The sequence below is a fragment of the Pseudomonas sp. ASL8 genome (genome assembly GCF_056680355.1).
Window position 1 is genome coordinate 4,040,563 of record NZ_CM155278.1, and the last position, 23,490, is coordinate 4,064,052.

Sequence of the window (23,490 nt, forward strand, 5' to 3'; positions counted from 1 at the left end):
CTGGGACGGGTCCATCCCGCGCCGTTGGAGATTCACATGGCTGCACTCATTCAATCCGCCCTGGTGGTCGGCGGTGGTTTTTCCGGCATGTCCGCCGCCATCGAACTGCGCAAACGCGGGATTGCCGTGGACCTGGTCGAAATCGACCCGCACTGGCGCAACTATGGCGCAGGCATCAGCATCGGTGGTCCCACGCTGCGGGCCTTCCGCACCCTCGGCATCCTGGAGCGTTTCCTGGACGAGGGGTATGCCTGCGATGGCCTTGACATCTTTTCCCCTGAAGGTGTGCTGCTGACTCAGGTGCCGACACCGCGCATTGCTGGAGACGAGGTGCCAGGGAGCGGCGCAGTGATGCGTCCGGTGCTGGCGAAGATCCTCGCCGATGCGACTCGCGCCAGCGGCACCGACGTGCGCCTGGGCTGCACCGTGAGTGCGCTGGAGCAGGATGCCGACGGTGTCACGGTGGACTTCAGTGACGGCAGTCGTGGCCGCTACGACCTGCTGATCGGCGCCGACGGTCTGTATTCAGGTTTGCGCGAACGTCTGTTGCCTGAGGCGCCGAAGCCGCGTTATAGCGGGCAGGGCGTGTGGCGTGCGGTCTTGCCGCGTCCTGCGTCGGTTACCCGAACCATGCTGTGGGTCGGCAATCACCTCAAGATTGGGTTGAACCCTGTGTCGCGGGACGAGATGTACCTGTTCGTCAATGAAGATCGACCGGTTAATGATCTTGTGCCGCCAGAGGAGTTTCTGACGCGTCTAAAAGCGTTGCTCGATCCTTTCACTGCGCCAGAAGTACGTAACGCCAGAGCGATGCTCGACGAGCATTCGCTGGTGATTTTCCGGCCGCTGGAGGGGCTGTTGGTGGAGCAACCTTGGTATCGTGGACGCACCGTGCTGATCGGCGACGCGGTACACGCCACCACCCCGCATCTGGCCTCCGGTGCTTGTATCGGTATCGAGGACGCCATCGTGCTGGCCGAAGAACTGGAAAACGCGTCCAGCCTGACGGCCGCGCTGGAAAGCTTCCAGCAGCGTCGATGGGAGCGCTGCCGACTGGTGGTGGAGAATTCCATGCGCCTCGGTGAAATCGAGATTAATGGCGGCGACAAGGCCGAGCACATGCGCATTATGCACGCGTCATTTGCCGCATTGGCCCAGCCGATCTGACACGAGGGAGAAGTCGATGAATGTGTTGAGCGAACATGTAGTTTTGGTGACCGGTGGTGGTTCAGGCCTGGGCCTGGGCCTTGCGCGTCACTGCCGTGCCGAAGGTGCGCAGGTGGCGATATTCGAAATCTCCGCCGAGAAGGTAGCCCTGCTACGCGAAGAGTTCGGTCCCGATGTGCTAATTGTCCAGGGCGACGTAACGAGCCTGGATGATTTGCGCGCCTGTCGCGAGGCCGTACTTGCGCGTTTCGGCCGGCTTGATGCGCTGATCGGCGCCCAGGGGATCTTTGACGGCAACGTGCCGCTGATGGAGATGCCCGAGGAGCGCCTTGACGCACTTTTCGATGAGGTAATGCGGGTCAACGTGAAGGGTTATTTGCTGTCGGCGCGGGTGTTCTTCGACCTGCTGCGTGCCAGTGAAGGCGCCATGGTACTGACCACTTCGACTGCGGCCTATGCCGCCGATGGTGGCGGTGCGGTATACAGCGCGAGCAAGGGCGCGATACGTAGTCTGGTCAACCAGTTGGCGTTCGAGTTTGCGCCGCATGTCCGGGTCAATGCCGTGGCGCCGGCCGGTATCGCCAACAGCCAGCTGAGCGGGCCGCGTTCGCTCGGGCTGGAGGCGCAGAAGCAATCCGACATTCCCCAGGATGCCTTTCTCTCGATGTTTCGCTCACTCAGTTTGCTAAAAGAACTTCCGACGCCCGAAGACCACGGGCCACTCTATGCCTTCCTGGCATCCCGGCATAACCGCATCATGACCGGGCAGACGGTAGTGGCCGATCAGGGGATGCTGAACCGGGCTGTGCTGCATAGGCAGCACTAAGCGCCCGGCGCTATCCGCTCAGGAACGGTTCTTCAGCAGCAGAGGGGCTTCCTGCTCCAGCAGCTTTTGAACCGTGCGCGTCGCCAGGGTGTTGGGGCGGCGTAGTGAACTGGCCAGCACCACGCTACGCAACAGTTCCGGCTTGATGATGCGGGCGACCGAGAAGCGAGGGTCGTCCACATGCTCGAACAACCCCGAGGTGATCGCGTACCCCCCGCCAGCCGCGACGATTTCCCATTGCAGCCGAATCGAGTCGGCTTCCACTGCGCAGTCGAAGTGAATGCCGTGGGTTTTGGATAGCTTTTCAAGCCGCGCGCGCAGTGGGTGCGGCCGGGAAGGAAGCACCAATGGAAGGCCCTGCAGGTCGGATAACTCGACGGTTGATTGTGTGACCGCAGGGTCTTGCGCGCGGCCGACCAGCATGAGTTTGGGCTGCACCAGTACCGACTCTTCCGACGCCGATACATCGCCTTCGCGCAGGAGGAGTGCCATGTCTACACGACCTTCATTGATCAGCTCCTCGAGGTGCGCGCTGCTGCCTTCGCAGATTTGCAACTTTATGCGCGGGTAGCGCTCATGCACCAGCTTGTACAAGGGGCCGGCAATGGGCTCCACCGTAGACGGCAGCAGTCCGATCCGCACCTCTCCAATCGGAACGCCACCAGAGGTGCGAATCACATCTGCGACTTCTTCCGATTCTTCTACGAGGGACTCGATGCGTGGGAGGATCTGCAAACCAAACTCGGTGAGGTTCACACCACGTCCGGTGCGGTTGAACAGCCTCACTCCGCATTCCCGCTCCAGTTGGGAAATATGACGGCTGATCATCGATTGCGGTACGTCGAGCGCCACGGCCGCCTGGGTCAGGCTTCCCAACTTGGCGACCTTGATGAAGTGATGCCATTTTGGGTCGAGAATCGATTGCAAGTTGGCTGTCCTTTTATTTTTATTGGGGCGTGAAGTGTCGGATTATTCCATGCGCTCTTTAGCTTGAGCAAAGGGTTTGGCTCAGTGATTTTTCGCCGACCTGGGTATCGTTGTGACGCCGTCTTGAGAGGGGCTTACGATTTTGAGTCGGGCTTGAAACGGATAATGTACGGACGGCACTATTATTTGCCATGCGCGTACGGCTCCATGCCGCTGTATGTCAGCAGAAAGTGTGAATTGATTTGGCGCGCAGGTAACGAGAGAATACGGAACTCGCTCGTTGTGTCACTCGGGAATGGAATTAATGAAACGGATTTTGTTTGCGATAATTATCGCCAGCGTTGCGTGGAAGGCTTTTACCTCGCCGACACTCTTGGCCTGGACCGGGACCAAAGTTTCGCCGCCGCAAGTGCCTTCATCTGCTGCAGTCGTATCTGCCCAATCAGCATTCAAGTGTGATGGCCGCCAATACTGTTCTCAGATGACATCTTGCGCAGAGGCAAAGAACTTCCTCCAGCACTGTTCCGGGATGAAAATGGACGGCGACGGAGATGGGATACCGTGTGAGTCGCAATGGTGTAACTAGCTCCCTTCATCCTCGGGCTTTTGATCGGCCCGGTTGACTGGTTTATTCGTTGCAACAGGGTCGAGACGGCGAAGCACGGCGCCCGTCGTTGCGGTTATTGCTGCAAACAAACCGATCTCCGTTAGTGCTGGGGATGCAGTGGCTATGCGCCTGCCTTATACGGGCTCGCACTTCCGTTGTGCAGCCATGATGCGATGGTCCTGCGGGGACATGCCATAACTGCGACTGAAAGCGCGGGTAAAGTCCGAGGCGCTTTTGAAGCCCAGGCTGTAAGCGATCTCAATAACCTGCCGATTGGGATATCGCACCAACTCGTCTGCTGCTTCACGCAGTCGGCAATTACGGATGTAGCGGCCCAATCCGCCCTCATGCTGGAAAAGCCGATACAGCGTATGGCGCTGCAGCTGTACCGCAGCCAGAACGCTCTCGGGTGTCAGCCAGGGTTGATACAGGTTGTCTTGCACATAGCGTCTGGCTTTGTCGAACATTGCGCTACGCGCCGCCGCCCGGACGTTACCTCCCAGTTTGGCCTGTTTGGCAAATGCGCCGAGCATTAACTGAATGCCGATATCGAACGCTGTCGTTGCTTGATCCGCACTCATGCCCGGCAGGCTCTTCGAGAGTGTCGCGACATGCTCGATCATCAGCTGGGTAAGCGGGGTCGTATTGGTGAAGACGCGGCCGTGGATCGACTCTGCGTGTGGCAGCGCTGCGTCCACTATCGGTCGCGGTACGAAGAATGTCAGTACCCGACAATGACTTCGGTGCATCCTTATCGGTTGGTTCATGTCCATGGCGACAATACTGGCCTGAGCGGGGTTGCGGCTTTCAAGGCCCCCGCCCTGAATGGCGTCAATGCCGCCCTCGGTGAACACTTGAAAAACGTAATCCCGGACGCTGTCCGTCGAAATGCGTGCGACCGAGCGATCAAGCAGCAAGGCGTCACTCGAGCAATCGGTGAACAGTCGAGCCCCTAACGTATAGCGGTCGATACAGCCGTTAAAAGGTGATTCGACTGCCTTGGACGAGGGCAGTGCGTCAATGACGTGCCCGACTCGACGGCGCCAGGCCAAAAACTGATTGGGGACTGGCTCCGCGCTGACATTGAAGTGATCGGGAGCCTGGCTGGCACCAAATGGGGGTCGAGGCGATTGAGTTGACGCGGGACTGTTCATAACTTCACTGCTGACCAGTAGACCAAGGTTTGTATCGATAACCGGACCGAAATGGCGTCCGCTGAATGTAGGCCTACGCTTCACGCAGGCAGCCATTATCGCTGTACGGACGCGTGCTTATCTGCTTTTTTCAGCGCAATGAAAACTTTTTTTCGCTTTCGCTACCGGCACCCAAAACTGCTCATGCGGAATAGAGGGGGCCGCGGAGGCTTAAAATAGTTCAAAAACTGCAACGCACGGTCAAGCCGTACAAAAAAAGTCTGATAAGTTCCGTACAGGTTCGCATTTTAAAACGGTTAATTTTATTTGAGGTTGTTAGGCGTTTTTTTGCACCAAATAAGGGTGAATATTTTTTTTTGCTCTGTGGTGGTGCGCGGATAAACGCAATGCAACTCTGAACATGACCGGGGGGCAGATCAACTCAGGTGTTCACCTGATGTTGCCAACTGTGGTGTCAGTGCATTCTTGTCTGGCGGTTTAGTCGACGACCATCGCACGTTATTAATACGGCGCAGGGTCCAGCAGGTTGAAATTCTTTTGATTAATTAGTCATTGGAAATGATGCCTTAAGTGCAGTAATGATCTGGGCATCGCCAGCAAAATTCTTTGCGTGTGTGACGGTGTATCGAGCGGCATATCGATGTAGCAGGAATGACGGATGAGTTGTCTCGATCAGGAGTTGGGTTCGTTTGCGATCAGCGTGGCCAGCCCGGCTGGCGCCAATCCTCGAGAAGGTGCGGCCTTTTCGCTCGCGCAAATTGAAGTTGAAAAGCTGACCAATATTCATGCCGAGTCCGGAGTGGACTGGCAGAAAGTGGCGGATACCTGCGCAAAAGTTCTTCGCGAGGAAGGTAAGGATTTCAATGCTGCGGTCTGGTTGTTGTGTGCCTGGACCACGCTCAACGGGATATCTGGCCTTGCAACCGGGGTACAGGTATTGCGCGAAATGCTCGAGCAATACTGGGACACGTTGACGCCACCACCTGCCCGATTGCGTGCTCGGCGTAACCAGGCTGAATGGATGCTCGAATGGCTGACGGCGAAGGTTGAAGAAAGCTTCGAGCCGGTGCCCGGTGATCAGTTAGCTGTCTTGCTCGAAAACTGGGACGCCATCGATCGTTTTTGGCGCGACAAGGACGCTGACGGTCCGAGTTTCTTTGCGTTGCGTCGACGGCTGTCACAGCTGCCCGTGCAGGCCAGTGCCGAGCCAGCGGTTGTTGCGCCTGAGCCGGTTCAGCCGGTCGAGTCTATCGCAGCAGCAGTACCGGTTCCGCAGCCCCCTTCGGTACCTGGCATGGCACCGCCAACGCTTGCTCCTGTTCGTTTATTGGACAGCTTTGAAAGCGATGAGGCGATTGAAAACGCCGTAAACGGTGTGTTTGCCTCGTTATCGCCGCTGGTTGCGTTTTGTCTCGACTCTCGTCCGACGTTGCCGTTGCTGTTTCGCCTGAACCGACAGTCGGCCTGGACTACCTTGCAGCAGGCTCCTCCTGCGCAAGGCAACACCACACGTCTTCCGCCACCTTCGGAAGCCGAACTGCAGAGTTTCAGCCGGTTGCAGAGTGCTGGCGAGCCGCTGGACATCGTGCGGTTTTGCGAAGGCCGACTGAACACGTATCCATTTTGGCTGGACCTTAATCGAGCCAGCCATGCAGCGCTTTCACGACTCGGCTCCGGCTCCTTGGCCGCTGTTGCGAGCCTGTCCCTGGAAACTCGCTATTTTCTGGCACGCCTGCCGTCTCTGGCCGAACTCACCTTCGCCGACGGCCAGCCGTTCGCCGATGGCGCAACGCGTAGCTGGCTCGAAGGGCTGGCCCCGGTGGTCCGTGCCGGGGCCGGGGATGCTGTGCAAACGCTGATTGACGATGCAGGGCGAGAAGCCGCTGACGGACGTCTGAACGATGCGCTGGCCAGCCTGCAAGCGAGCCTGCGCGAGGCCGGCAGTGGCCGCGACCGCTTCCGTTTGCGTCGTGCCCAATGCGAATTGCTGCACCGTTTCGAGCCCCGCGCCCAGTTGCGAGTGGCCCTGGATGTATTGCTGCAAGAAGCAACGGAGCAGGGGTTGGATCGTTGGGAGCCGGACCTGGTGCGGCCTTTATTGGAACTGGCTTTGGTGCATGAGGATGGCGGTTCAAAAACGGCATGGGCGCAGCAGTTGGCCGCCATGGATTTGCCCGCTTTCTGGCGTCTGGCCAGTCCACAGACTCCTTGAGTTCAGCAACACGCGATACCTGACAGACATACGCATATCAATGCCATGGGTTTTATAACGGCTGCGTTGAGCGAGCCCGCTAAACAGGAGTGAGATTAAATGGCTAGTGAAGGTTCAGTCGCGCCTAAAGAACGCGTCAACATTGTGTACAGCTCCGACACCGGCGGCGCCCAAGAGCAGGTCGAGCTGCCTCTGAAGCAACTGGTCATCGGCGACTTCACCTTGCGTGAAGACGACACGCCGGTTGAAGACCTCAAGCCGATCCGCGTCGACAAAGACAACTTCACCGATGTGCTCAAAGGGCAAAACCTGAGCCTGCAACTGGCGGTGCCCAATCGTCTGGCGGAGAACGCGCCGGAAGACGAGCAGATTCCTGTGTCGCTCACCTTCCAGTCTATTCGCGACTTCGAACCCGATGCCATCGTTGCCCAGGTTCCTGAGTTGCAGCAGCTGATTGCCTTGCGTGATTCGCTCAAGGCGCTCAAAGGCCCGATGGGCAACCTGCCGGAATTTCGCAAGCAACTTCAGGCCCTGATGAACGATGACGGTGCCCGCGAGCGCCTGCTCTCGGAACTCGGCGTAAAGGACAAGGAATAACCCATGAGTGAAGAAAAAAGTCAGGCCGCGAGCAGCACCGGCCAAGCGGTCGAGTCCGTTTCGTTGCTGGATCAATTGGTAGAAGCCGCTCGCGTCAAGCCGGGCGATGAAGCCTATGCTGTTACCCGTCACGGTCTCGAAGCCTTTGTCACCGAGCTGCTCGAACCTGCAAGGCAGACCGAGAAAGTCAGCGCCGGTCTGATCGACGACATGATTGCCACACTGGACGCCAAGCTTTGCCGTCAGGTCGATGCCATCATTCACAACGAGAAGTTTCAGAAGCTCGAGTCGTCATGGCGCTCGCTGAAGTTTCTGGTCGACCGTACGGATTTCCGTGAGAACAACAAGCTGGAGATTCTTAGCGTCTCCAAGGAAAAGTTGCTCGAAGATTTCGAAGACGCTCCTGAAATCACCCGCTCGGGTCTGTACAAGGCGGTGTACACCGCTGAGTTTGGCCAGTTCGGTGGTCAGCCATTCGGCTCCATCATTGGTAACTACGAGTTCAATCCTGGCGCGCAGGACATGAAGCTCCTGCAATCGGTCGCCTCCATTTCGGCCATGTCCCACACGCCTTTCATTGCCTCGGCGGGTCCCCAGTTCTTTGGCATCGACAGTTTTGCGGATTTGCCCAATCTGAAGGACCTGCAAGCGGTCTTTGAAGGCCCGCAGTTCACCAAGTGGAACGCCTTCCGCGAAAGCGATGATGCCCGTTTTGTCGGTCTGACCTTGCCGCACTTTTTGCTGCGCACGCCTTACGGCGAGGACACTGTTCCGGCCAAGACCTTCCGTTACAACGAAAGCGTCAGTGGCGGTAACAAGGATTTCCTGTGGGGCAACGCCGCGTTTGCGTTTGCCAGCCGCTTGTCTGACAGCTTTGCCCAGTACCGTTGGTGCGCCAACGTGATCGGTCCGCAGGGTGGGGGTACGGTCGGTGACTTGCCGATCTACAACTACGAAGCCATGGGTGAAACCCAGACCAAGATTCCGACCGAGGTGCTCATCTCCGAGCGCCGCGAGTTCGAGCTGGCCGAGCAAGGTTTCATCGCGCTGACCATGCGCAAGAACACCGATAACGCGGCGTTCTTTTCCGCCAACTCGTGCCAGAAGCCCAAGTTTTTCGGCAACGACAAAGAGGGCAAGGAAGCAGAGCTCAACTACAAGCTCGGCACCCAGCTGCCTTACATCTTTGTGGTCAGTCGCCTGGCGCACTACATCAAGGTCATTCAGCGCGAAAACATCGGCACCTGGAAAGAGCGTGGCGACCTGGAATCTGAACTCAACACCTGGATTCGCCAGTACGTGGCCGACATGGACAACCCTGCGGCCGGTGTGCGCAGCCGCCGTCCATTGCGTCAGGCCGACATTACCGTCAGCGACGTTGAAGGCGATCCAGGCTGGTACCGCGTCGGTTTGAAAGTTCGCCCGCACTTCAAGTACATGGGCGCTTCTTTCACGCTGTCGCTGGTTGGCAAGCTCGACAAGAGCTGATTTGGCAGAGCGAACGAATGACTTGAATGCCGTTCGTTCAGGTGTTTACCCGAGGGTCATAGCCTCGGGGGTTCCATAAGATGGATTCAACGCAACGATACAGGGCTAGCAGCTCTGATCGTTGCCTGAACACTAACTGATTAAACCCGGAGTACCCGTTATGCCAATGCCATGCTACCTGAGTATCGAAGGCCAGAACCAAGGCAAGATCGAAGGTTCGAGCAGTGTTACCGGCCACGTAGGGATGATCCTCGTACAAGCCGTTGAACACCTGATCGATATTCCCAAGAACCCGCAGACCGGCTTGCCCGCAGGCAAGCGTGTTCACCAGGGCATGACCCTGACCAAAGAGATCGACAAGGCTTCGCCAAAGCTGCTGCAGGCCCTGACCTCCGGCGAACAGCTTAAAACCGTTGTGCTTGAGTTCTATCGCATCTCGCCCAAAGGCACTGAAGAAAAGTACTACACCATCACCCTGAGCAATGCAGTGCTTGTTTCTGCCCGTACCTGGGTGCCAAACGTATTGAGCCCTGAGTTCAAGCAAATGGGCCATATGGAAGACATCGGCATCACCTACGAAAAAATTGTCTGGACCTGGGTGCCGGACGGCATCGAAGCCGAAGACTCGTGGTTGGCGCCAAAAGCGTAAGTCATTCTTCACCGCCCTGATTCAGGGCGGTGTTCTTTCAATTTCAGAAGGTACACGGCGTTGAGAGAAAAACGATTGCTGGAACGCATCACGGGCTTGCAGGTTGAAACCGGCCGCACGCACCTGACCCAAGCGGAAGTGCTTACGCAGTCAATTGTTCAGCATCTGCAACGCATCTTGAATACCCGGCGCGGCAGCGTGCCCATCGACGCCGATTTTGGCGTACCCGATTTCACCAATCTGGCCGGTTCGTTTGCGACCGGCGAGACCACGCAAATAATTGAGAACATGACTCGCATGATCGCCCGCTATGAGCCTCGGTTGAAGTCGCCGCGCATTCTGGTCGCCGAAGGCGCTCAGGAAGTGTTGTCGTTGAGCTTCAGCCTTGAAGGCCTGGTGTCCATTGATGACCGGGACATTCCCATCCATCTGGCAACGCGCGTGTCTTCAGACGGCCGCGTTTCCCTGGCGATGCACTAAGTCATGCTCAACAGCCATTATCAAAGTGAACTCAACCACCTGCGCCGTCTGGCCGATGAGTTTGCCCGTAGCAACCCGGCCCTGGCACCGCTGCTGGGTGTGGACTCGGCAAATGACCCCGATGTCGAGCGCTTGCTCGAAGGCGTGGCGTTTCTCACCGGGATGGTTCGCCAACGGCTGGACGACGAGTTTCCCGAGTTCATCCAAGAGTTGGCGCAGCTGCTGTACCCACATTATCTGCAGCCATTGCCTTGCCTGACACTGCTTCAATTTCAGCCTCGCGGGGCGTTGCAACAAGCCACGCGTATCGATGCCGGGTGCGAAGTCGCTTCGGTACCTGTCGATGGTCAGCGGGTGCGCTTTCGCAGCACTGCGGCGGTAGACCTCGAACCGCTGCAACTGATCGGTACACGCTGGGATGGCGGTGCCGGTGAAGAGCGCAGTCTGGTCCTGGATTTCGCTTTTACCACCGCAGATCCAGACGATTGGCAAGCTGACAGCCTGCGTTTCTATCTAGGCGATGGTCTGGTGGATGGCTGCAAGTTGCTACGTCTGCTGCAGCTCAACCTGCGTGAGATCCGTATCTGTGCGCAAGGGCAGCCCATGACGTTGCTGCCAGCCAGGCATTTGCGTGGCCTCGGATTCGATGCCAGCAATACCTTACTGCCTTTTCCCGACACCGCTCACCCTGCTTATCGCTGCTTGCAGGAATACTTTGCGCTGCCCGAGAAGTTTCTTTTTGTCGAGCTTTCCGGCTTCAAACAGTGGCGTGTCAGGGGCAAGGACGGTCGATTCAGTGTGCGTCTGATGTTCGAGAATTTGCCGGACTGGGCGCCAAATCTGTCCGCCAACAGTTTCATGATGGGGGTCACCCCGGCGATCAACCTGTTCGCCCAGGAAGCGCACCCGTTGCGCATCGACCACAAGCAAGTCGACTACCGCATCCAGCCCGCCGATCATGGCCAGCGCATGAGCATGCGAATTCATTCGGTCCTCAAGGTCAGCGCTTACTCTGCCGCAGGGGGCGAGCGGCAGTTGGAGCCGTTCAATACGTTTTCGCAGCGCGATACCTACAACTTGCGAATCCGACAGTCGACTATCGACGCTCATGGCTATGACCATTATTTGAGCCTGCCCTACCGTGAAGGCAAAGTGCCTGGCGAGATGACGCTGTCCATCGGTTTGCTGTGTACCAATGGCAAGTTGCCGGAAAGCTTGCGTCTGGGGGATTTGAATCAGCCCACCGACAACACGCCACCCAGGGTCGAATTCAAGAGCATTCGCGGTATTACGCCGTGCCAGCCTCCCAAGTTCGACGACAAACTGCTGTGGCGCATGCTCTCGCAGCTCAATGCCAATCACTTCCGTCTGGCCGATCGCGACTACCTGCGAGGCCTGCTGTCGCTCTATCTGCCTAGCGTCGGCGAAGGCGCCCAGGACGCCAACGAGCGGCGAATCGATGCTATCGAAAACGTCACGGTTACCCACGAGCGCCGTTTCATTCGCGGGCTGCCCATTGAAGGCAGCGTGGTCCGGGTCGAGTGCCGGGGCGACCATTTCCTGAGTCCCGGCAATTTCTACATGTTCGGTTGCGTGCTCGATGAATTTTTCGCCGGCTGTACAGCTATTAACAGCTTTACCGCTTTCACGCTGTTCGACAGCGTCAACCATGAGACCTTGAAATGGCCAGCGAAGATCGGGCACCAACGCCTGCTGTGATCGATCCGCTGCTCGATGACGGCGGCGATTATGGTTTTTTTCAGGCCTTGCGCCTGTTGCGATTACGTTTCCCTAGCGAAAAAGACTTCGTCGAGAACGTGCGGGTCCGGCCACGGCTAGGGCTTGGATTTCCCCAACGGGATATCGAACGGATCGAGCAAGGTGAAGACGGCCGCTATCGGATCGAGGCCAATTTTTTTGGTCTGTATGGCGTCACCTCGCCGTTGCCGACCTTTTACACCGAAGACCTGATCGACGAGCAACTGCTGGGCCATTCAGCGGGGCGCGACTTTCTCGACATCCTGCATGCGTCGCTCTATCCACTGCTGTTTCGCGCGTGGGAAAAGCACCGGATCTGGATCGATATTACCGAGCGACGTGACGTCAAGAGCCTGCGCCAGCTACAGGCATTGATCGGCATTGCGGATGCGCGTCCCGAGCAACGGGATCAATCCGTCGATTTGCTGCGTTATGCCGGTTTATTCAACCAGCACCCACGCTCGGCGCTCGGCCTGCAGCAGTTGGTCAAGGCGGTGCTCGAAGATGTGCCGGTGGAAGTGGTGCCCTGTGTCGAAACACGTCTGCGGATCGACCGTCCGGCGCGCACTTACCTGGGAATGCAGTGCGGTGTATTAGGCGAAAACAGCCTGCTCGGTCGAGAGGTCATGGACCGCAGTGGCACGCTGGATATTCGCCTGGATTCACTGAGTGCCGAGCGTTTTCACGGGTTGTTGCCAGGGCAAGCGCTCTATCAAAAGCTCGAACGGTTGGTGGCGTTATACCTGCAGACGCCGCTACGCAGCCGATTGGTCATGCGTCTTGCGGCAGATGAGCAGCAATGCGCTTCGCTGGGGGGCGGCTGGCAGCGGCTCGGCCTCGATACCTGGCTCGGTGACGGCGACACGCAGGACGACGTTGTATTCATGCTTACGGCCGAACACGGACCAATGCTCGAAGAGAGGACTCGATAGATGATTCAGGTAGAACTCAAACCACTGTTCGCACGGCTCAATGTTTACAGCACCAAGGCCCTGGAGAACGCGGCGGGCCTGACCCTGGCGCGCACTCATTACGAGATTTCCCTGGAGCACATGCTGCGTCAGTTGCTGGAAGACCCTAGTGCCGATGTGACGCGCATTCTCACCCGATTCGAAATCGATCCGATGCGCCTGCGTGCGCTGCTCGACGACGGTCTGGCGCAGCTGAAGAACGGTAACCCCGGGCGTCCGGTGTTCGCCAGCCTGCTCACTGAGTGGATTCAGGACGCCTGGCTGATCGCCTCGCTGGTGGTCGGCACCGGGCGGATTCGCGGTGGCTCGCTGTTGCTGGCGCTGATTTCCCGTCTGGGTTACTACACCGCCGGCACTCGTTACGGCGAACTGCTCAAGCCCATTTCCGCCGATGCCCTGACGGCTGAGTTTCCCCACCTGCTGGGCGGCTCCAGTGAAGGTCCGCTGGACAGCCTGCAAACCGGCTTGGGGTCCTCTTCGGTCGCCAGTGCGGGCGGTATCGCGCCCGCTGCTGAGGACAATATCGGTCGCTTTTGCGAAGACCTCACCGCCAAGGCAGTGGCGGGGCGCATCGACCCGATTTTCGGCCGCGATGATGAGATTCGTCAGATGATCGACATCCTCGCCCGACGTCGTAAAAACAACCCCATCGCTGTGGGCGAACCCGGTGTGGGCAAGTCCGCCGTGGTGGAAGGCCTGGCGCTATTGATCAGCCAGAACGAAGTCCCGGACTTTCTTAAAAACACGCGTCTGCTCAGCCTCGATCTGGGTGCGCTGGAAGCGGGCGCCAGCGTCAAGGGCGAGTTCGAAAACCGCCTGCGTGGTGTCATCGAAGAGATTAAGGCATCCACCACGCCGGTGATCCTGTTCATCGACGAAGCACACATGCTGATCGGTGCTGGCGGCGCGGCAGGGGGTTCCGATGCGGCCAACCTGCTCAAGCCCGCGTTGGCCCGTGGCGAGTTACGCACCATCGCCGCCACGACCTGGTCGGAATACAAGAAGTACTTCGAGAAAGACCCGGCGCTGGCTCGCCGTTTCCAACTGGTCAAACTGGACGAGCCGAGTGTCAAAACCGCCGTGCTGATCTTGCGTGGTCTCAAGGGGCATTACGAAAAAGTCCACGGTGTCAGTGTGCGTGATGACGCTATCGTTGCCGCCGCTGAATTGTCGGATCGCTACATTACCGGGCGCTTGCTGCCGGACAAGGCCGTGGACTTGCTCGACACCGCCAGTGCTCGTGTACGGATCGGCCTGGGCATCAAGCCTGCCGAGTTGGAACGCATGGAGCGGCAGTTGTCCGGTCTGGCTCGCGAGCTGAACGCACTGGAGCGCGATCGCGCCAACGGTTTCCCTGTGGAAGACCAGCGCCTGGCAGATATCGCCGACGAGCAGGCTGAGATTGACGACAGACGTGCTGTGCTGGAAGCCCGCTGGCTGGCCGAGCGTGATGCCGCGGTACGCGTTCTCGAAGCCCGCAAGCAGCTAACCCTGAAAGAAGAGGATCTGCCAGTACCAGCCGAAGGCGAAGTTGCTCAGGTACTGGCATCGCTGGACGAACGTCAGGCCGAGCTGGATCAGGCCCGCGAGGCGCTGGCTGCGCTGCAAGGTGACGAGCCGCTGCTGTTCACCGAAGTCAACCCGGATGCGATTGCCAAAGTCGTCTCCGACTGGACCGGCGTGCCGCTGGGCAAAGTGCTGCGCGACGCTGCGGGCGGCGTGCTGGCCCTGGCCGACAACATCAAGACGCGTATTCGAGGTCAGGACACTGCCGTCGAGCAAATCGCGGAAATCCTCAAGGCCGCGCAATCCGGTCTGCGCGATCCGCAACAGCCGTTGGGTGTGTTCCTGCTGGTCGGTCCATCGGGTGTTGGCAAGACCGAAACCGCCTTGGCCGTGGCCGAACACTTGTTCGGCGGTGAGCAGGCGATGATCTCGGTGAACATGAGCGAGTACCAAGAGAAGCACACCGTCAGCCGTCTGGTGGGCTCGCCTGCCGGTTATGTCGGCTTCGGCGAAGGCGGCATGTTGACCGAGGCGGTGCGCAAGCGTCCGTATTCAGTGGTGCTGCTCGATGAAGTGGAGAAAGCCCACCTGGACGTGGTGAACATTTTCTATCAGGTCTTCGACAAGGGCAGCCTGTCCGACGGCGAAGGGCGGCAGATCGACTTCTCCAACACGGTGGTGCTGCTGACCAGCAACCTGGCCACTGAAGAAATCCAGAACCTGTGCGTCGACGGTCGTCCCGACCCGGACACCCTGGCGGAAAAAATCCGTCCGACCCTGTCCCGCCATTTCAAACCTGCGTTGTTGGCGCGCATGACCATCGTGCCGTTCTTTACGTTGGGCAGCGAGCAACTGGCAGGCATCGTACGCCTCAAACTGGGTCGGCTCAGCGAACGCCTGCTGGCCTCGTCGAAAGTACGCCTGACCTTCTCAGAGGAAGTCGCCGACGCCATCGCCGCACGTTGCACAGAAGTGGAAAGCGGAGCGCGCAACATCGACTTCATCCTGCGCAAAAGCCTGACGCCGCGTTTGTCCGATGTGTTGCTGGGGGCGGTTGCCGATCAGCGCACGCTGGCCGGGCTGCATGTGGCGGTGGATGCGGGCGGCGAGTGGATCATTACCCAGGTAGAAACCGATGCGATCAGGTCTTTACCCGAGGGTGAAGCGCTGCTTGAAACCCTAGAGTGACCGCTCGTTTACCTACTGAAGAACAAGGATTGATTGATGGCCCTCAATGATCACGCGCTCTGTACTTTCGTCAGCCTGGCACCCTCGCTCGTGCTCGAAACGTTGTGGGTGCAGCAGTGGCAGGGCGAGGAAAAGCTCTCTCAGCCGTATCGTTTCGAGGTCCGCTTGGTCACGATCAATCCCTTGTTCGACGATGAGGCACTGCTTGGCAACCGCGCGGTATTGACCCTGAGTGACGCGTTGGGGCTGCCGCATCCCTATCAGGGCGTGGTAACAGAGGTCGATTATCTCGACGCCGATTCTCTTTATTACTACTACCGCGTGGTGCTGGAACCGCGCTTCGTGCAGTTGCGTCATTTCCGTTTTTCCGAAATCTGGTTGGACAAAAGCCTGCCGGAACTGATTCGCGACGTGCTCAAACTGGCTGACCTTAATGTCGAAGGGCCGGGTATCAACGGTTTGCCGGGTTCGGCTTATGACTTCGATATCCGCCTGCCTCTCGCGGATGATCCGCTGACTCAGGCGACCTTTACCTGCCAGTTCGAAGAAACGAGTTTCGCCTTTATTTCACGTCTTCTTGAATATTTCGGGGTGTATTACTTCTTTGAACAGGGGCCTGACGGAGAGGCGCTTGTGTTCTGTGGCGACAGACGCTACCAGCCGCAACTTCCCAGTCTTCTGACCTATCGTCGTCAAGATTCGGAACTGGATGTAGGCCAGGTCCTGGCGGTGGCGCGTACCTTCGAGCGCAAGCTGGTCCGGCAAGCGGCCGGGGTCACGCTACAGGATTTTTCTGCAACTAACGCGCAGTTGAAGTTAGAGGTCAACGCCTCGGTGGCAAGTGCCAGCCTTGGGGCCGATGCCTCACTCGAACAACGCACGGCGGTATCGAGTTCGCCTGTATTTATCGGTGAGCAAGGGCTGTATGGCGAGCACTTCGGTTCCCTCGAACAGGGCCAATGGTTGGCAGATCGCCGCGCCCAGGCCATTGGTTGCCGCCAACGGGAGTTTCATGGCAGCGGTCGAGCCACGGGCTTGCGCGCGGGCTATCCGATGCTGTTGGTGGGCCATCCGCGTCCGATGTTCAATGCCGGTTATCAGGTTATTGAAGTTCACCATGAGGGTTATCAACCATTGCCGGGCCTGGGTTCGGAGGGTGAAGGGCCGGGGCAGGGTATCAACACCCGTTTTATCGCCTTGCCCGGCGATGTGCAGTTCCGCGCACCCTGCGTGACGCCCCGGCCCTATGTGCAGGGTGTGCTCAGTGCGGTAGTGGATGGCGATGAAGACACCGGTCGCCCACTGCTTAACGACAAGGGTTGCTACAAAGTCAGCTTTCCGTTTATTAGCGGCGCAAAGAACGCCACTCGCGGCTCGGCATGGCTGCGCATGGCTACGCTGTCCAGCGGTTCGAGCCATGGCATGAATTTCCCGCTGCTAAAAGGCACGGAAGTGCTGGTTTCGTTTTTGGGCGGCGACCCAGACCGGCCGGTAATCACTGGTAGCGTGCCCAACTCCGAGAACCCTAATGTGGTCACCGGCGACAACGCGACCCAAAGTGGCTTGAGCACCCCCGGTGGGCATTTGTTTGCAATGGAAGACAGCCCGTCCGGGCCGATGATGAAGATGGGCGCTTCTACCGGTTGTAGTTTCACCTTGGGCGAAGGCGATGTCAGTGGGGCGCATTTGCGCACTGACAAACATATGCAGCTGGCGTCCAGTTCTTATAAACATGAGGTGCCTGGCGTATATACGCTGTCTATCGGCGGGGGAAGTGCGCCGAAGCCACTTGTGGAAGGTAGCTCTAACGAAACGAGGCTGGGCGGCAACTTTTTTACCGCTAGCCAGAAATCCTTCCTGAATACCAAAGGTATCGTTCTTGGCGCTCTGGGTGCTACAGACCTCTACGATGCTATAAGTCATCGAACTAAAAAGACGACGCTGATGGTTGACCTCGCGGCAAGTTTTTGTGGGGTTAAAGGTTCTATCGCTGCTAACGGCTTGAATCTTAATGTTGGGCTCAATGGAGTGAGTGCTGATATAAAACTTGGAGTGGCTGCGTTTTCTTATGGGTTTGTTCTCTGGAAGAAGGACTTTGCAGAAATCATAAAGAAAACCCAGAAAGCAAAAGAAGATATTGCCTTTTATCATAAAAACCAAACAGCAGTCTGCGAAGTCGCTAGTGAAGTAACCTTGCAGAAAGCCAAGCATTTTCTTCATGCGACCAGCGTGGTGCATGAGATTCAAGTGGGTAAAAATAAAATAATCCTGACCCAGGACGGTATAAAGATTTGTTCCAGTGGAACGGTCCATATCGACGGTGATTTAAACGTGAAGGGAACTGTTTTTTTTGAAAAATCCCTGCATGTAAAAAACACGATTGCTGCTGATGGTTCGATATCGAGCAAGGAGAGTATTTCGGATCCTGTCATCGTGCCGTCTATTCCGGTAGTTCCTGATCTTGGGATTGCAAAAATGCTCGTTGAGGCTCCCGTAAGCAGTGCAGCAATCGACGCCGTAGCAACAGCCAGCCAGCTCATTGTAGTGGCCCAGGCGGAGTTGGGTGCGGCGGCGCTGAATGTTGCCGAAGCAGCCGGCGACGCTGGCGCTCCATCCGACACCCCCCCACCCGCTGCTGCCTGAAACAGGTGATAGGGCAATGGGTCTTTAAACGATGCGGAGAGTCTGATGCAGCTCAAGTGTGAAGGTGCCAGCCTGGTAATGCTTGCCAATGCAATGCATGGGGATAGCCATATGTTGGTCACGACCGTGGGGCTATTGGTGGATGCCGGGGGCGCGATTATGCCAGCGGGCCAGACGTGGGCCTGGATCAGCGAGCGCCTGGGCAAGCAGATACTAGACAGCGGTTTGCAAAAAAGCCGGGGTACGTTTGCCGTCCAGGGGCACGCCTATGCCCTGAATGATGCGCAACGTGCCGGTATGGCCGTATCGGTACGCATCGGTGCACTGGCCAAGACCCTGCATGTATTCCCACCACGGCAATGGCGCAAAGGCCTGTTGGGGTGGTCGGCCGTGGCAACCGGACAGATTGATTGCCTGCCCTTGACGCTTGAGAACGCCTACGGTGGTGCCCAATGGCCGGATAACCCCGCAGGTAAAGGCCATTGCCCCGATAGAGACACCGCAGACTCCGTGCCCCTGGCGCAACTGGAAGTCGCAAACCTCGTTGTTCTCGATCCCGAGGACCGGCCCGGCATTGCGAGCTTCATGCCACTGCCACCGCAAACGGCCTGCCGGCGCTGCTTCATGGGCACGCTGGATGAGCAATGGCGTGCCTACCGTTCGCCCTTTTTGCCCCTGGACACCGATGCCCGGTGGTTCGACGAAGTGGCTCAGGACCAATGCGCCACCGGGTATTGGCGGGGTGATGAAGCCTGGTCGATTGAGGGCATGCACCCCACCCAGGCGAAGGTCAGCGGACGCTTGCCTGGCTTGCGGCCACGCCTGTTTATTGAGCGGGCGGATAAGCCCCAGGCCATCACTGAAATGCCAATGGACTTGGACACCGTATGGCTGTTCCCCGAGGCGCAAAGCGTTTTGTTGCTCTACCGCGCCGCCGTGCCGGTGCTCGATATCGACGCACTGGATATCGCCACGCTGGCACTGGCCATCGAGCGAATGGGTGATCCATCACCGGCCTCGCAAGTCTGGATCGATCAGCTCTGGCCTAGCCCACCGGTTGAACCGGATGAAGTATCAAGCCCCGAACCACCGACATTCGACAATGCGCCGCTGCTTGCCAGCCTGCGTGCGGCTGCGGATGTCCTGCATGCCGAATTGTCTGCGGCCTACGAAGAAAGCATTCAAATTGCCCAGGACATGGCCACGGGTATGGATCAGCCGTTCAACCGCGATGACTATCCGCCCCCGGCCCGAATCGAGGTGGCAACGCCTGTGCCTCGGCCTGGATCGCCCGCCAACACGCTGTCTACCGATGGGCTGCGCGATGAAATCGAGGCGCAGCTCGCTAGGGACAGGGCTCAAGGCATGGCTTACGCCCGGGATGCGATCACTCGCGTAGGGCTGGATGTAGAGGAAACCCTCGCCTTGGCGAGTCAACCGGCCCCCGAAGTGGATCTCATGAACCTCGTGGCTCAACTGGACCTGCCGCCAGCCCAGAAAGCGGACATCATCCAGCAAGTGGCGGCGGGTGCGGCGCGTGCGCAGGCTAACGAAACGCTGATCACACAAAAAATAGACGCCCTGAACCAAGCGTTGGCGGCTGATCGAATCAAATTCGGCCCTGTCCCCATCCCCGCCGAATATTGCGACCTCACCCGCGAGCGCTTACAAGCCTTACATACAGCCGGGCGATCACTTAAAGAGCTGCGGATAAAGAGCCTTGATCTTTCCGGCATCGACCTGAGCAAGGCCGATCTAAAAAATACCCTGTTCGAGAATTGCCAACTCAACGGTGCGCGTCTGGTTGATGCAGACATGAGCCAATGCCAGTTTATCGACTGCGATTTGAGCGCTGCGGATATGAGTAATGCTCGCTTGGAAGAGGCGCTGCTGCAGCGGGTATTGTTCAAGCATGCGTTGTTAAAAGGCACCAATCTGCAGGGCATTCGCGCTCAGTCTTGCGACTTCTCAACCGCTGATTGTTCGGCGTCGAATGTGCAACAGGCCCACATCAGCGAGTGCAGTTTCAGCCATGCCAGCCTGAGCAACGCTGATTTAAGCAAGCTGAACCTGAATAAGTGCGACCTGAATGGCGCAGTACTTTCCGACAGCAACCTTCACAAAGCCAAGTTTTACGACTGCACACTGGACGCGACTGACATGCGCCGCGCCAACCTCAGCAAAGCCGATTTGGCCAAGGTTGTGGGACGCAATCTGGACTTGCGTGAGTGCAATCTGCAAAACCTGCGTCTGGCCGGTCACTGCGTTTTACCGGGCGTGCGCCTAGACGATGCCGACCTGACCGATGCCAGCTTTCAGGACGCCGATCTGAATCACGCCAGCCTGCGCGGCGCACGGCTTAACCACGCGCTACTGACCCGTTGCGACCTGAGTGATTCCGATGGTGTTGAGCTGGTGGCGCAAGGTGTCTATCTGTCGGGATGTGACTTGAGTCGCGCTGATTGGTCTGGCGCCAATCTGCTTAACGGCCGCTTGCGCAAGGTGTGCCTGGAGCAGACCAACCTCAGTGGCAGCAACTTGCATGGCCTGGCCAGTGACGCTGTGCATGGCAGTGGCGTGCGCCTGGAGCAGGCATTGATGACCCGTTGTCGACTCAAGGAGAGCTTGACTCATGCTTGAGGTATTAAGTGCAGAGCGTCTAAGGGAATTGCTCGCCGATTGGCAGCCCTTGCGAGAGTTGAATCTGGCGGGTGGCGACTATCGTGGCGTTAATTTGAGCAACGCGCGGCTGGAAAAAGTTGATGCGCGTGGCGCGCAATTTACCGGGGCAATTCTGACCCAAAGCAATTGGAAAGACTGCCGCCTGGACGGCGCCAATTTCTCCGACAGTACTGCGGATTCGTTGCACATTAACGCGTGTTCATTGCAGGGCTCGCTGTTCAAGAATGTGCGTTGGAACAAGGCCTACTGGGCGCAATGTCAAGGCGAGGATCTGGAACTGTCGGGTGCGCAGCTACAGGCTTTCACGCTCCTGGAGTGCCGCTTACCGCGCATCAGACTGGCAGCAACCAAGTTGAGCAAATCCCAATGGAACCGGTGTGATCTGACGGGGCTTGACGCACAGTCGGCGCATTTCGAGAAGGTCCGGCTGATCGACTGCCAACTCGATCAGGCACGCTTCGTTCTGGCGTCCTTGCAGCAGTGTGCCTTCGATGAGTCGTCCTTGAGCGGGGCCGATTTTCATACCGTGCAGGCAGAGGGCGCCTCGTTCTACCGCAGTACGGGCACAGTCCCGACTTTTGTCGGTGCCAATCTCAAGGGCGCACTGTTCAATGCCAGCCATTTTGACTCGGTAGATTTCAGTGATGCCGTTCTGGAGATGGCCATTCTGGCAGACGCCCAGATGCCAGGAGCGCGCTTTGATCGCGCACTTTTGCGTTATGCCGATTGCACGGCGCTGCTTGCACCGCAGGCCTCGTTCATCGCCGCCGACGTGACAGGGATGAATGCCCATGCCGCTGATTTTACCCAGGCCGACTGGCAGCAGAGCAATCCCCAGGCCATCCAACCTGTTGATACCGAACGCCTCGCCGCCGAGCAATGGCGGCCTGCCTCTTTAGGAAACTCGAGATGAATGAAGCCCCGCAGTATTGCGATGCCGCTGCTGTATTACGCCATGCACAGGTCAACGCACTGGATGGAGAGCGCTTCGGTGTGGTCAGCAGCGATGGCCGCCGCTATTGGCTAAAACCCGCATTCGGTTGTCTGGTGCGTCCCGCAGTGGGGGACAAGGTATTGGTCAGCCTGGACGCGCAAGGGGGTTACATCCTTAGCGTGCTTGAACGCGCCATCGCTCAACCTGCGCGGATGCATTTGGATGGCGACCTGCATTTGAGCCTGCCCGCAGGCGCGCTGAGCATTCAGGCTCGCGACGGCGTGAGCCTTGACGCCGGTATTGCGTTACGGGTGTGTGCCGAGCAGGGCAGTGTGCAGATACAGCGTGCCAATCTGAATGTCGGCACCCTGGCCATGAGCGGCGAGCACCTTGAGAACCATTGGGTCGAGCGCCACGACAACAGCGTGTATCACCGCGAAAAGGCCGTGCGCCACGAGGCGGGATTTGGCGATAGCCGCCGGCGGGTCGAAGGCCATGAAGAATGCCATGCAGGTTCCTTGCGCCAGCGCGTGCGCGATGACTGGAGCGTCCAGGCCGATACCCTGGACCTGAATGCACAACGTAGCGTTGCCATTGATGGCGACAGCATCAAGCTGGGGTGAGATCGATTATGTACATGCTCAATAACGGCGGTGCGATGGCAATGTCCACGGTACCCGATATCTGCAAGACACCGGTCCCGCCAGCCGGGCCAGTGCCTTTGCCTTATCCCAATACTGCCGATACCAGCGCCGCAGATCCGGGTGGATTGGTGATGGAAGTGCTAGTAGACGGCATGCCAGCGATGAACATGTCCAGCAAGGTGTTGATGACCAGTGGTGATGAGGCGGGCGTGGCCGGCGGCGTCACCAGCAGCAAGGTAAAGGGTGAAATGATCTTCATTGATGGCAGCAGCAAAGTCATGGTTGGAGGTAAGCCCGCTGTGCGCGTCACTTGCCAGACCATGCATAACGCCAATAACACCATGGGTACGGTTTCGCAGCCGAGCCAGACCGTTGTCCTGGTGATGGCGTGAGCGCCTTGATGAATGGGTCATCCATGAAGTGTTTCGGGGCAATGCTCAGTCTTTGTCTGCTGCTCACCGCCTGCAGCTCCCAGGAACTCACTCCCGAGCAAAAGGCCCTCACCGAGCTCAAATGGGACTACACCGAGAATGCCATCGAGCTGAGCTTTACCGCCGATAACGACCTCAATCAGTACGACGGCCAGGCGCATAACCTGTTGGTGGTGGTCACGCAGTTCGATCAGATCAGTGCGTTTTCGGCCTACACCGGCAGCTCCCAGCAATTGAGTAGTCTATTGCTGATGAACAGCGCGCCGACCGGAATGATCGGCCTTACTCGGCTGTTCATCGAACCGGGCCAGACCCGGCAGTTAAGCCTGCCGCGACTCGAGGGCGCGAAGATGGTCGGGATCGCTGTGGGCTACGCCCACCTGGACCCGATGCGCAGCGCCAAGCTGTATCAGATCGGCGTCGATGTCACTTCCACTGGTTTTTTCAGCAAGACCTGGACCGCCACGCCACGCCCCATCGCTATCGACCTGCTCGTCGGGTCCGAGGCTCTGCTGCGCGGCAAGGAAAGTCGTCTTGCGCTGCCCAAGCCTGTGCAACCCAGAGAAGGCGAGGTGCGCCTGCCGGGCGCGCAGGACTGACTTTTTTATCGTGAGCGTTGCAGTCGC

The 23,490-nt window shown here is 58.2% G+C and carries 19 protein-coding genes; 17 read left to right on the forward strand and 2 right to left on the reverse strand.

The genetic code is table 11. From position 1 onward, the window contains the following. The first annotated feature begins 36 nt into the window (after positions 1-36). Both AC1MEA_RS18560 and AC1MEA_RS18565 read left to right on the forward strand, forming a co-directional pair. Positions 37-1,167: an FAD-dependent oxidoreductase gene (locus tag AC1MEA_RS18560; RefSeq protein ID WP_480417026.1), complete on the forward strand. Its 1,131-nt coding sequence runs from the start codon at positions 37-39 to the stop codon at positions 1,165-1,167. A 16-nt stretch (positions 1,168-1,183) separates the two neighbouring features. Beyond that, positions 1,184-1,993, forward strand: a complete 810-nt coding sequence (locus tag AC1MEA_RS18565; protein WP_219060061.1) for an SDR family oxidoreductase — start codon at positions 1,184-1,186, stop codon at positions 1,991-1,993. 18 nt (positions 1,994-2,011) lie between these two features. Here the strand turns inward: AC1MEA_RS18565 and AC1MEA_RS18570 are convergent, their stop codons facing one another. Next, a complete protein-coding gene (locus AC1MEA_RS18570; protein ID WP_219060060.1) occupies positions 2,012-2,920 on the reverse strand; it encodes a LysR family transcriptional regulator in 909 nt (302 codons plus the stop codon). A 304-nt stretch (positions 2,921-3,224) separates the two neighbouring features. Between AC1MEA_RS18570 and AC1MEA_RS18575 the strand changes: the two genes are divergently transcribed. After that, a complete protein-coding gene (locus AC1MEA_RS18575; protein WP_480417027.1) occupies positions 3,225-3,506 on the forward strand; it encodes an excalibur calcium-binding domain-containing protein in 282 nt (93 codons plus the stop codon). Positions 3,507-3,661: 155 nt separating this feature from the next. Here the strand turns inward: AC1MEA_RS18575 and AC1MEA_RS18580 are convergent, their stop codons facing one another. Continuing rightward, on the reverse strand, positions 3,662-4,681 hold the full coding sequence (locus AC1MEA_RS18580) for an AraC family transcriptional regulator (protein ID WP_480417028.1): 1,020 nt from the start codon (positions 4,679-4,681) through the stop codon (positions 3,662-3,664). A gap of 658 nt (positions 4,682-5,339) precedes the next feature. On the opposite strand from AC1MEA_RS18580, the gene tssA reads away from it, so the two are divergent. The 14 genes from tssA (at position 5,340) to tssJ (ending at position 23,463) form a co-directional block, all read left to right on the forward strand. Then, the gene (tssA, locus tag AC1MEA_RS18585) at positions 5,340-6,893 is read left to right on the forward strand and encodes a type VI secretion system protein TssA (RefSeq protein ID WP_480417029.1); all 1,554 of its coding nucleotides are present in this window, start codon (positions 5,340-5,342) and stop codon (positions 6,891-6,893) included. Between the two features lie 99 nt (positions 6,894-6,992). Beyond that, on the forward strand, positions 6,993-7,490 hold the full coding sequence (gene tssB, locus AC1MEA_RS18590) for a type VI secretion system contractile sheath small subunit (RefSeq protein ID WP_219060056.1): 498 nt from the start codon (positions 6,993-6,995) through the stop codon (positions 7,488-7,490). A gap of 3 nt (positions 7,491-7,493) precedes the next feature. Beyond that, positions 7,494-8,978, forward strand: a complete 1,485-nt coding sequence (gene tssC / locus AC1MEA_RS18595; RefSeq protein ID WP_219060055.1) for a type VI secretion system contractile sheath large subunit — start codon at positions 7,494-7,496, stop codon at positions 8,976-8,978. A gap of 160 nt (positions 8,979-9,138) precedes the next feature. Next, complete coding sequence (locus AC1MEA_RS18600) at positions 9,139-9,627, forward strand: Hcp family type VI secretion system effector (RefSeq protein ID WP_219060054.1); 489 nt, start codon at positions 9,139-9,141, stop codon at positions 9,625-9,627. A gap of 60 nt (positions 9,628-9,687) precedes the next feature. Beyond that, entirely contained in the window at positions 9,688-10,107 is a 420-nt protein-coding gene (tssE, locus tag AC1MEA_RS18605) for a type VI secretion system baseplate subunit TssE (protein WP_257604230.1), read from the forward strand. A gap of 3 nt (positions 10,108-10,110) precedes the next feature. After that, positions 10,111-11,826, forward strand: coding sequence for a type VI secretion system baseplate subunit TssF (tssF, locus tag AC1MEA_RS18610; protein WP_449634152.1), 1,716 nt, complete (start codon positions 10,111-10,113; stop codon positions 11,824-11,826). After that, the gene (tssG, locus tag AC1MEA_RS18615; RefSeq protein ID WP_480417030.1) at positions 11,790-12,797 is read left to right on the forward strand and encodes a type VI secretion system baseplate subunit TssG; all 1,008 of its coding nucleotides are present in this window, start codon (positions 11,790-11,792) and stop codon (positions 12,795-12,797) included. The genes tssF and tssG overlap by 37 nt, the downstream gene beginning before the upstream one ends. Continuing rightward, a complete protein-coding gene (gene tssH / locus AC1MEA_RS18620) occupies positions 12,798-15,530 on the forward strand; it encodes a type VI secretion system ATPase TssH (protein WP_480417031.1) in 2,733 nt (910 codons plus the stop codon). It abuts the gene before it with no gap. A gap of 36 nt (positions 15,531-15,566) precedes the next feature. Continuing rightward, the gene (locus AC1MEA_RS18625; RefSeq protein ID WP_480417032.1) at positions 15,567-18,173 is read left to right on the forward strand and encodes a type VI secretion system Vgr family protein; all 2,607 of its coding nucleotides are present in this window, start codon (positions 15,567-15,569) and stop codon (positions 18,171-18,173) included. 45 nt (positions 18,174-18,218) lie between these two features. Continuing rightward, complete coding sequence (locus AC1MEA_RS18630) at positions 18,219-20,813, forward strand: DUF2169 family type VI secretion system accessory protein (RefSeq protein WP_480417033.1); 2,595 nt, start codon at positions 18,219-18,221, stop codon at positions 20,811-20,813. Continuing rightward, positions 20,806-21,768 (forward strand): pentapeptide repeat-containing protein, encoded by a 963-nt coding sequence (locus tag AC1MEA_RS18635; protein WP_480417034.1) that lies wholly within the window; start codon positions 20,806-20,808, stop codon positions 21,766-21,768. Before AC1MEA_RS18630 ends, AC1MEA_RS18635 begins: the two co-directional genes overlap by 8 nt. Next, positions 21,765-22,412, forward strand: coding sequence for a DUF3540 domain-containing protein (locus AC1MEA_RS18640; protein WP_449634146.1), 648 nt, complete (start codon positions 21,765-21,767; stop codon positions 22,410-22,412). Before AC1MEA_RS18635 ends, AC1MEA_RS18640 begins: the two co-directional genes overlap by 4 nt. Before the next feature lie 8 nt (positions 22,413-22,420). Beyond that, entirely contained in the window at positions 22,421-22,825 is a 405-nt protein-coding gene (locus AC1MEA_RS18645) for a DUF4150 domain-containing protein (protein ID WP_480417035.1), read from the forward strand. A gap of 8 nt (positions 22,826-22,833) precedes the next feature. Then, complete coding sequence (tssJ, locus tag AC1MEA_RS18650) at positions 22,834-23,463, forward strand: type VI secretion system lipoprotein TssJ (protein WP_480417036.1); 630 nt, start codon at positions 22,834-22,836, stop codon at positions 23,461-23,463. Positions 23,464-23,490 lie beyond the last annotated feature (27 nt).

Bases quoted from the DNA above. Each gene is read 5' to 3' on its own strand.
- AC1MEA_RS18560 (WP_480417026.1), top strand. From the start codon at position 37: ATGGCTGCACTCATTCAATCCGCCCTGGTGGTCGGCGGTGGTTTTTCC.
- AC1MEA_RS18565 (WP_219060061.1), top strand. From the start codon at position 1,184: ATGAATGTGTTGAGCGAACATGTAGTTTTGGTGACCGGTGGTGGTTCA.
- AC1MEA_RS18575 (WP_480417027.1), top strand. From the start codon at position 3,225: ATGAAACGGATTTTGTTTGCGATAATTATCGCCAGCGTTGCGTGGAAG.
- AC1MEA_RS18580 (WP_480417028.1), bottom strand. From the start codon at position 4,681: ATGAACAGTCCCGCGTCAACTCAATCGCCTCGACCCCCATTTGGTGCC.
- tssA (WP_480417029.1), top strand. From the start codon at position 5,340: ATGAGTTGTCTCGATCAGGAGTTGGGTTCGTTTGCGATCAGCGTGGCC.
- tssB (WP_219060056.1), top strand. From the start codon at position 6,993: ATGGCTAGTGAAGGTTCAGTCGCGCCTAAAGAACGCGTCAACATTGTG.
- tssC (WP_219060055.1), top strand. From the start codon at position 7,494: ATGAGTGAAGAAAAAAGTCAGGCCGCGAGCAGCACCGGCCAAGCGGTC.
- AC1MEA_RS18600 (WP_219060054.1), top strand. From the start codon at position 9,139: ATGCCAATGCCATGCTACCTGAGTATCGAAGGCCAGAACCAAGGCAAG.
- tssF (WP_449634152.1), top strand. From the start codon at position 10,111: ATGCTCAACAGCCATTATCAAAGTGAACTCAACCACCTGCGCCGTCTG.
- tssG (WP_480417030.1), top strand. From the start codon at position 11,790: ATGGCCAGCGAAGATCGGGCACCAACGCCTGCTGTGATCGATCCGCTG.
- tssH (WP_480417031.1), top strand. From the start codon at position 12,798: ATGATTCAGGTAGAACTCAAACCACTGTTCGCACGGCTCAATGTTTAC.
- AC1MEA_RS18625 (WP_480417032.1), top strand. From the start codon at position 15,567: ATGGCCCTCAATGATCACGCGCTCTGTACTTTCGTCAGCCTGGCACCC.
- AC1MEA_RS18630 (WP_480417033.1), top strand. From the start codon at position 18,219: ATGCAGCTCAAGTGTGAAGGTGCCAGCCTGGTAATGCTTGCCAATGCA.
- AC1MEA_RS18635 (WP_480417034.1), top strand. From the start codon at position 20,806: ATGCTTGAGGTATTAAGTGCAGAGCGTCTAAGGGAATTGCTCGCCGAT.
- AC1MEA_RS18640 (WP_449634146.1), top strand. From the start codon at position 21,765: ATGAATGAAGCCCCGCAGTATTGCGATGCCGCTGCTGTATTACGCCAT.
- AC1MEA_RS18645 (WP_480417035.1), top strand. From the start codon at position 22,421: ATGTACATGCTCAATAACGGCGGTGCGATGGCAATGTCCACGGTACCC.
- tssJ (WP_480417036.1), top strand. From the start codon at position 22,834: ATGAATGGGTCATCCATGAAGTGTTTCGGGGCAATGCTCAGTCTTTGT.